Raw genomic sequence first — 6,647 nt, 5'->3', positions numbered from 1 at the left:
TTGTCCGAAGACATTAAGAATCCATGTCACTTTGAGTGCCCACACAGATTGTCTGATAAATTGTTAAAGAGCAGTGCAACGCGGCTTTCGCTCACCGTTGCGAGGTGGCGTATATTACGCTTTCCTCTTTCAGAGTCAACCCGTTATTTCAGGATTTTTTCTCTTCAACCGACCGGGTTGTTTGTGAAGTGATTCACATCCGCCGTGTCGATGGAGGCGCATTATAGGGGGCCGCCGAGGAATGACAAGCGGAAAAATGCATTTTTATTTCAACCGCTCATCTTTTCGCCAAAAAGGCTATTTATGGTGCTTTTTAATCTCTTTTGGCAGATCGGCCAGACTATTAATCACCCAATCCGCTGCATTTTCTGCTTCTGGCGTTACTGGCTTACCGGTGCGGACTAATATTTTGGTCCCTACACCCGCTGCTGCTGCTGCCTGCATATCTTCCAGTTTATCGCCCACCATATAAGAAGCAGACATATCAATGTGCAGGAACTCCTGCGCAGAGATGAACATCCCCGGATGCGGCTTACGGCAGTCGCAGGTCTGGCGATACGCTTCTACCGTTCCCTGCGGGTGGTGCGGACAATAATAGATGCCGTCGAGATCCACGCCGCGGTCGGCCAGCGACCAGTCCATCCATTCCGTCAGCGTCTCGAACTGCGCTTCGGTGAATTTACCGCGTGCAATACCGGACTGGTTCGTTACAACTACCAGCGCATAGCCCATCTCTTTCAGCTGGCGCATGGCATCTATTACGCCCTCGATAAACTCGAACTCATCAATCTCATGGACATAACCGTGATCCACATTAATAGTGCCGTCACGATCGAGAAAAATTGCGGGTACTGATTTTGCCACCGGTTTGCTCCTGAAAAAGGCATGTTCGACTAGTATCTCATGAATCGCAGCGCAATAAAGTGCTCATCATACAGAGTTGGATTGATTTAGACGTCTGGATGCCTTAACATCCGTTTTGTTTACGGTCATCACCCGTATCTGGCAGAAGAAAATGCCACGGCTAACTTACATACGATAAAAATAATCTAATGATTAAACTTTCCAATATCACCAAAGTGTTCCAGCAGGGGAACCGAACCATTCAGGCGCTGAACAACGTCAGTCTGCATGTTCCTGCTGGTCAAATTTATGGCGTCATTGGCGCATCGGGTGCAGGTAAAAGCACGCTGATCCGTTGTGTTAACCTGCTTGAGCGCCCAACCCAGGGCAGCGTAGAAGTTGGCGGCCAGGAACTTACCGCCCTTTCAGAAAAAGAACTCACCAAAGCGCGTCGTCAGATTGGCATGATTTTCCAGCACTTTAACCTGCTGGCCTCCCGCACCGTGTTCGGCAATGTTGCCTTACCGCTTGAGCTGGATAACACGCCGAAAGAAGAAGTGAAGCGTCGCGTCACCGAGCTGCTCGACCTCGTGGGTCTGGGCGATAAACATGATAGCTACCCGGCAAATCTGTCCGGTGGGCAAAAACAGCGTGTGGCCATTGCCCGCGCGCTGGCAAGCAATCCTAAGGTACTGCTGTGTGATGAAGCCACCAGCGCACTGGATCCGGCCACCACGCGTTCGATTCTGGAACTGCTGAAAGACATTAACCGTCGCCTGGGCCTGACGATCCTCCTTATTACGCACGAGATGGACGTGGTGAAACGCATCTGCGACTGCGTGGCGGTCATCAGCAATGGTGAACTGATCGAGCAGGACACAGTAAGTGAAGTGTTCTCGCATCCGAAGACGCCGCTGGCACAGCAGTTCATCCAGTCCACCCTGCATCTCGATATTCCGGAAGACTATCTGGAGCGTTTGAAAACCGAATCCACCGCAGACAGCGTCCCGATGCTGCGCATGGAGTTCACCGGTCAGTCCGTTGACGCTCCCCTGCTTTCCGAAACCGCGCGTCGCTTTAACGTGAACAACAACATCATCAGCGCGCAGATGGATTACGCCGGTGGCGTGAAGTTCGGCATCATGCTGACAGAAATGCACGGCACACAAGAAGAAACCCAGGCCGCGATTGCCTGGCTGCAAGAACACCATGTAAAAGTAGAGGTACTGGGTTATGTCTGAGCCGATGATGTGGCTGCTGGTTCGCGGCGTTTGGGAAACGCTGGCAATGACCTTTGTCTCTGGCTTCTTTGGTTTTGTGATTGGCCTGCCGGTCGGCGTATTGCTGTACGTAACGCGTCCGGGTCAAATCATTGAGAACGCGAAACTGTACCGTACGCTCTCTGCGCTGGTGAACATCTTCCGTTCTATCCCCTTCATTATTCTGCTGGTGTGGATGATTCCGTTTACCCGCGTGATCGTCGGAACGTCTATCGGTCTGCAGGCAGCGATCGTTCCGCTGACCGTAGGGGCTGCGCCGTTTATCGCCCGTATGGTGGAAAACGCCCTGCTGGAAATTCCAACCGGTTTGATCGAAGCTTCCCGCGCGATGGGCGCAACACCGATGCAGATCGTGCGCAAAGTCCTGCTCCCGGAAGCACTGCCAGGCCTGGTGAATGCGGCAACCATCACGCTCATCACCCTGGTCGGTTATTCGGCAATGGGTGGTGCAGTTGGCGCGGGCGGTTTAGGTCAGATTGGTTACCAGTACGGCTATATTGGATATAACGCTACCGTGATGAATACCGTTCTGGTATTGCTGGTTGTTCTGGTTTACTTAATCCAGTTCTCTGGCGATCGCATCGTCCGGACCGTTACTCACAAATAACGTTACACACAACACAAACTCTACGAGTTAAGGATAAAACATGGCGTTTAAATTAAAGACCTTTGCAGCAGTAGGCGCGCTGATCGGCTCTCTGGCACTGGTGGGTTGCGGTCAGGACGAAAAGGATCCAAACCACATTAAAGTGGGCGTTATCGTGGGTGCAGAACAGCAGGTTGCTGAAGTTGCTCAGAAAGTGGCAAAAGAGAAATATGGCCTGGACGTTGAGCTGGTGACCTTCAACGATTACGTTCTGCCGAACGAAGCGCTGAGCAAAGGCGATATCGACGCGAACGCCTTCCAGCATAAGCCATACCTGGACCAGCAGATCAAAGATCGTGGCTATAAACTAGTGGGTGTCGGTAACACCTTCGTTTATCCAATTGCCGGTTACTCTAAGAAAATTAAATCGCTGGACGAACTGCAGCCGGGCTCTCAGGTAGCCGTGCCTAACGACCCAACCAACCTTGGTCGTTCCCTGCTGCTGCTGCAGAAAGTGGGTCTGATCAAACTGAAAGACGGTGTTGGCCTGCTGCCAACCGTTCTGGATGTCACCGAGAACCCGAAAAATCTGAAAATTGTTGAACTGGAAGCGCCTCAGCTGCCACGTTCTCTGGACGATGCCCAAATTGCCCTGGCCGTTATCAACACCACTTACGCCAGCCAGATTGGCCTGACGCCAGCCAAAGACGGTATCTTCGTTGAAGATAAAGATTCCCCGTACGTTAACCTGATCGTGACTCGCGAAGACAATAAAGACGCGGAAAACGTGAAGAAATTCGTTCAGGCTTATCAGTCTGATGAAGTTTACCAGGAAGCCAACAAAGTGTTTAACGGTGGCGCTGTTAAAGGCTGGTAATCTCACCTCAGTGTAATATCATCAGGACGGGCTTATGCCCGTCTTGTCATTTGTGCAGTCAACTGATTCAATATCTGACGTTTTGATTATCCATTGAGGAAATATTATGCGTGCTTTACCGATCTGTCTTTTAGCACTCATGCTGAGCGGCTGTTCAATGCTAAGCAGATCTCCCGTTGAACCCGTTCAAAGCACGGCAACCCCGCCAAAAACAGAGCCTGCGAAACCAAAAGTGGTTCGCCCTGCGCCAGTTCGCATTATCACGAAAGCGGACGAACTCGTCGGTAAACCGTTCCGTGAACTGGGCGAAGTAAGCGGCGATTCCTGTCAGGCGACCAATCAGGACTCACCACCGAATATTCCGACAGCGCGTAAACGCATGCAGATCAATGCCGCAAAAATGAAAGCTAACGCGGTCCTGCTGCACAGCTGCGAAGTCACCAGCGGCACGCCGGGTTGCTACCGTCAGGCGGTTTGCATCGGTTCTGCGTTGAACATCACGGCGAAATGAGTGCATTTCAGTTCGAGCAGATAGGCGTTATCCACTCTCCCTATAAAGAGAAGTTCGCCGTCCCCCGCCAGCCCGGTCTTGTCACCAGCGGACGCGGTGAGCTTCACCTGATTGCGCCTTACAATCTGGCCGATGCGGTACGCGGGCTCGAGGCTTTCAGCCATTTATGGGTGGTGTTCGTGTTTCACCAGACGATGGAAGGCGGCTGGCGTCCTACCGTGCGCCCTCCTCGTCTTGGCGGAAATGCGCGAATGGGCGTGTTTGCAACGCGCTCGACCTTCCGCCCAAATCCGGTTGGCATGTCGCTGGTTGAACTGAAAGGCATACGCTGCCAGAAAGATCGGGTGATACTGGAGTTAGGTAGCCTGGATCTGGTCGACGGCACGCCGGTTATCGACATCAAACCCTATTTGCCCTTCGCCGAAGCCCTCCCGGACGCGCGTGCAAGTTATGCTCAGGACGCACCGCAGGCGGACATGCCTGTTTATTTTACGCCTGAGATAACCGCGCAGCTCGGTCAACTGGAGAAACGCTATCCTCGCTTACGGGATTTCATCACCGAAGTTCTGGCACAGGACCCGCGGCCGGCCTACCGTAAAGAAGAGGAAGCAGGAAAATCATACGCCGTCTGGCTGCTGGATTTTAACGTTCGCTGGCGCGTCACTGGGGCAGGTTTTGAAGTGTTTGCCCTTGAACCCAGGTAATTTTGTTCTCCTCTCTTTTGGCATCTTTGCCACACTGGTAAACTAAACCACTTTTTTTGTGTCAGGCTGGTGTTTCAGCCTGTTCCAATCGTCGAAATGGAACCGTAACAACATGCGTACTAGCCAATATCTGCTCTCCACTCTGAAGGAGACGCCTGCCGACGCCGAAGTGATCAGCCATCAGCTGATGCTGCGCGCCGGGATGATCCGCAAGCTGGCCTCTGGGTTATACACCTGGCTGCCGACCGGCGTGCGCGTCCTGAAAAAAGTCGAAAACATCGTGCGTGAAGAGATGAACAACGCCGGTGCTATCGAGGTGTCCATGCCTGTGGTTCAGCCCGCTGACCTGTGGCAGGAGAGTGGCCGTTGGGAACAATATGGCCCAGAACTGCTGCGCTTCGTCGATCGCGGCGAGCGTCCGTTCGTTCTCGGCCCAACGCATGAAGAAGTCATTACCGACCTGATTCGTAATGAGCTGAGCTCTTACAAACAGCTGCCGCTGAACTTCTTCCAGATCCAGACCAAGTTTCGTGACGAAGTTCGCCCACGCTTCGGCGTCATGCGCTCTCGCGAATTCCTGATGAAAGATGCCTACTCTTTCCATACCTCTCAGGAATCACTGCAAGAGACGTACGACGCAATGTACGCGGCATACAGCAAAATCTTCTCCCGCATGGGCCTGGATTTCCGTGCTGTGCAGGCTGATACCGGCTCCATCGGCGGTAGCGCATCCCATGAGTTCCAGGTACTGGCGCAGAGCGGTGAAGACGATGTGATCTTCTCTGACTCTTCAGACTACGCGGCGAACATCGAATTTGCAGAGGCGCTGGCGCCAAAAGAACCACGTGCTGCTGCAACGCAAGAGATGACGCTGGTTGACACGCCAAACGCGAAAACCATCGCCGAGCTGGTTGAGCAGTTCAACCTGCCAGTTGAAAAAACCGTTAAGACCCTGCTGGTGAAATCCACCGAAGGGAGCGCTTACCCGCTGGTTGCCCTGCTGGTGCGTGGCGATCACGAGCTGAACGAAGTGAAAGCCGAGAAGCTGCCGCAGGTCGCCAGCCCGCTGACATTCGCGACGGAAGCGGAAATCCGCGCCGTGGTGAATGCGGGTCCAGGTTCACTGGGTCCAGTCAATCTGCCGGTTCCGGTTGTTATTGACCGCACGGTAGCCGCGATGAGCGACTTCTCCGCCGGTGCGAACATCGACGGTAAACACTACTTCGGCATCAACTGGGATCGCGATGTGGCGACGCCGGAAGTGGCTGACATCCGCAACGTGGTAGCAGGCGATCCAAGCCCGGACGGCCAGGGTACCCTGATGATCAAGCGCGGTATCGAAGTGGGTCACATCTTCCAGCTGGGCGATAAATACTCGCGCGCGCTGAACGCCGCCGTTCAGGGTGAAGATGGCCGTAACCAGATCCTGACCATGGGTTGCTACGGGATCGGGGTGACGCGCGTGGTAGCTGCCGCCATTGAGCAGAACTACGACGAGCGCGGCATCGTCTGGCCGGACAACATCGCGCCGTTCCAGGTTGCTATTCTGCCAATGAACATGCACAAGTCTTACCGCGTGCAGGAGCTGGCCGAGAAGCTGTATGCCGAGCTGCGCGCTCAGGGTATCGAAGTGCTGATGGATGACCGTAAAGAGCGTCCGGGCGTGATGTTTGCCGATATGGAACTGATCGGTATCCCACACACCGTCGTGATCGGCGACCGTAACCTCGACAGCGACGAGATTGAATACAAATACCGTCGCAGCGGCGAAAAACAGATGATCAAGACCGGCGACATTCTTGATTACCTGGTGAAAGCCATCAAAGGCTAAACAAAAAACCCCGCT

7 protein-coding genes are annotated in these 6,647 nt (G+C 53.6%); 6 read left to right on the top strand and 1 reads right to left on the bottom strand.

Annotated features, from left to right (window positions below):
* Positions 1–297 precede the first annotated feature (297 nt).
* On the bottom strand, positions 298–864 hold the full coding sequence (gmhB, locus tag GXP72_RS04240) for a D-glycero-beta-D-manno-heptose 1,7-bisphosphate 7-phosphatase (RefSeq protein ID WP_090418968.1): 567 nt from the start codon (positions 862–864) through the stop codon (positions 298–300).
* 188 nt (positions 865–1,052) lie between these two features.
* Here gmhB and metN point away from each other — a divergent pair, with 188 nt between their 5' ends.
* From metN to proS, 6 genes are all read left to right on the top strand, one after another.
* On the top strand, positions 1,053–2,084 hold the full coding sequence (gene metN / locus GXP72_RS04235) for a methionine ABC transporter ATP-binding protein MetN (RefSeq protein WP_048990396.1): 1,032 nt from the start codon (positions 1,053–1,055) through the stop codon (positions 2,082–2,084).
* Positions 2,077–2,730 carry a methionine ABC transporter permease MetI gene (locus GXP72_RS04230; protein ID WP_014168730.1) on the top strand — a complete coding sequence of 218 codons (654 nt, stop codon included), beginning with the start codon at positions 2,077–2,079 and terminating at the stop codon, positions 2,728–2,730. The genes metN and GXP72_RS04230 overlap by 8 nt, the downstream gene beginning before the upstream one ends.
* A gap of 40 nt (positions 2,731–2,770) precedes the next feature.
* A complete protein-coding gene (gene metQ, locus GXP72_RS04225) occupies positions 2,771–3,586 on the top strand; it encodes a methionine ABC transporter substrate-binding lipoprotein MetQ (protein WP_014168729.1) in 816 nt (271 codons plus the stop codon).
* A 106-nt stretch (positions 3,587–3,692) separates the two neighbouring features.
* Positions 3,693–4,097, top strand: coding sequence for an Rcs stress response system protein RcsF (gene rcsF / locus GXP72_RS04220; protein ID WP_032649711.1), 405 nt, complete (start codon positions 3,693–3,695; stop codon positions 4,095–4,097).
* The gene (tsaA, locus tag GXP72_RS04215; RefSeq protein ID WP_090418971.1) at positions 4,094–4,801 is read left to right on the top strand and encodes a tRNA (N6-threonylcarbamoyladenosine(37)-N6)-methyltransferase TrmO; all 708 of its coding nucleotides are present in this window, start codon (positions 4,094–4,096) and stop codon (positions 4,799–4,801) included. The genes rcsF and tsaA overlap by 4 nt, the downstream gene beginning before the upstream one ends.
* Before the next feature lie 112 nt (positions 4,802–4,913).
* On the top strand, positions 4,914–6,632 hold the full coding sequence (proS, locus tag GXP72_RS04210) for a proline--tRNA ligase (RefSeq protein ID WP_090418973.1): 1,719 nt from the start codon (positions 4,914–4,916) through the stop codon (positions 6,630–6,632).
* Positions 6,633–6,647 lie beyond the last annotated feature (15 nt).

The organism is Enterobacter sp. SES19, from assembly GCF_011765665.1.
Lineage (GTDB): Bacteria > Pseudomonadota > Gammaproteobacteria > Enterobacterales > Enterobacteriaceae > Enterobacter > Enterobacter pseudoroggenkampii.
The sequence above is the reverse complement of the archived record's forward strand: the minus strand, read 5'-3'. Positions and strand labels throughout refer to the sequence as shown.